2 protein-coding genes are annotated in these 1,809 nt (G+C 44.7%); both read left to right on the top strand.

What is annotated here, in order from left to right; all coding sequences use genetic code 11:
- Window positions 1–162: 162 nt before the first annotated feature.
- Window positions 163–1,068, top strand: a complete 906-nt coding sequence (locus BM135_RS17785) for a fimbria/pilus outer membrane usher protein (protein ID WP_175486210.1) — start codon at window positions 163–165, stop codon at window positions 1,066–1,068.
- Window positions 1,050–1,745 carry a fimbria/pilus outer membrane usher protein gene (locus BM135_RS17780; RefSeq protein ID WP_175486208.1) on the top strand — a complete coding sequence of 232 codons (696 nt, stop codon included), beginning with the start codon at window positions 1,050–1,052 and terminating at the stop codon, window positions 1,743–1,745. The genes BM135_RS17785 and BM135_RS17780 overlap by 19 nt, the downstream gene beginning before the upstream one ends.
- Window positions 1,746–1,809: the final 64 nt, after the last annotated feature.

The raw sequence follows: 1,809 nt of genomic DNA, 5'->3' as shown, positions 1-1,809 counted from the left end.
TATAGGCCATAGCGCATTTTCCTTTGGCGAGAAAGATGCCTACTATAGCAACTGACCACCTTTTTCAGAAATTGCACCTATCATGCGAATCCAAGTCTTAGTACAAATATCACAAAACCTACTGATGACGCACAATCACAAAATGCCTGGTTAAATGGAACCTTGGGGGCAAACTATGATACCTGGCGATTACGCGCTGACTATCAAGGGAATTACGCCCATACAGCAGGAAAAAAAAGACGAAATGAATCATCACTGGACTGGAGCAGAATCTATTTGTATCGGGCATTACCGTTGTGGCGCTCCAAGCTGACATTAGGAGAATCATCTTTTAACTCTAATCTTTTCAGCGGTTGGAGCTATACCGGGCTCGGTATAGAAAGTGATGAGCGTCAACTTCCGCCAAAACTGAGAGGATATGCTCCACAAATTAATGGGATTGCAGATACCAATGCCAGAGTGACCGTCACACAACAGGGGCGGATTTTGTATGAAACGACAGTTCCTCCCGGACCATTTTCTATTCAGGATATCAGCAGTGCGGTTCGGGGTATATTAGATGTAAAAATTGCGGAACAGAACGGCACAATAAAGACCTCTCAGGTCAACGCTGCTTATGTTCCCTATCTGACTCGCCCCGGACGAATCCGTTATAAATTCGCATCGGGACGTCCACGTCATAATTTCCACAAAATGGAAGGTCCCCTGTTTGGAGCCGGAGAGGTTTCCTACGGTATATCCAACCGCTGGTCACTCTATGGAGGTGTTATCACCGCAGGTAACTACAGCGCAATGGCACTCGGTGCAGGGATTGATCTCATGCAATTTGGCACCTTATCCGCAGACGTAACCCAATCAATCGGCAAATTACCAAATAATAAGAGAACCAAGAAAGGTAAATCCTGGCGCCTCAGTTACTCCAAGCGGTTTGATAATTCCAATATTGACGTTAATTTTGCGGGTTACCGTTTTAACGAACAGGATTATATGACCATGCAGCAATATCTGGATGCTCGTTATCGCGATCTTTGGGTGGTCGCAGCAAAGAGATGTACACAATATCATTGAATAAAAGTTTCTCCGAACAACAAATATCATTGGGTTTGTCCTATAACTATCAAACTTATTGGGATCAAGAAAATATCACCTATTACAGTGTACGAGCAGATAAATACTTTTCCGCATTCGGATTGGATAACTTCTCTTTGGGGTTATCAACGGTACGTACTCGCTACGCTAATACAGGCAAGATGAGTAACGAGATTTTATTGAATCTGAATGTCCCCTTAAATCAAGGTTCGGTGAGCTACAACGGATCTTATAGCAGTGGGCAATTCAATCATTCAACCAGTTATTACAGCCGATTGAGAAACAATAATAGCTACAGCCTGTCAGCAGGATTCAATCATGGCCGTAGCGGGCACACTCGCCCACGGATAAGTGGTTATTACAGCCACCTTGGCAATATGGCCCAAACTTCAGCAAATATATCACTCATGCAAGGTCATTATGCCTCAATGGGTTTATCCGCTTCAGGTGGTATGACCGTAACAATGAAAGGAATGGCTCTGCACCCTGGTGGATTCAACGGAGATACCCGTCTGATAGTCGATACCGATGGTATCGCTGATGTCCCGATTGATGGCGGCAGGGTAAAAACCAATCGCTGGGGAGTTGGCGTTGTTACCGATGTCAACAGTTACTACCGCAACACTAGGGCAAACGGGTCTAATTTATACAGATGAAAATCCCACTGTCAGGATTTTCATCATATAGCCATTATCCCAGCCAGCCTTCTGGCGCTTAGTC

The sequence above is a fragment of the Xenorhabdus japonica genome (genome assembly GCF_900115195.1).
Classification (GTDB): Bacteria; Pseudomonadota; Gammaproteobacteria; order Enterobacterales; family Enterobacteriaceae; genus Xenorhabdus; species Xenorhabdus japonica.
Note: the sequence above shows the minus strand (reverse complement) of the source record. Positions and strands in the feature narration are given on the sequence as shown.

Excerpts from the sequence above, each read along its gene's own strand:
- BM135_RS17780 (WP_175486208.1), top strand. The coding sequence starts at position 1,050 with ATGTACACAATATCATTGAATAAAAGTTTCTCCGAACAACAAATATCA.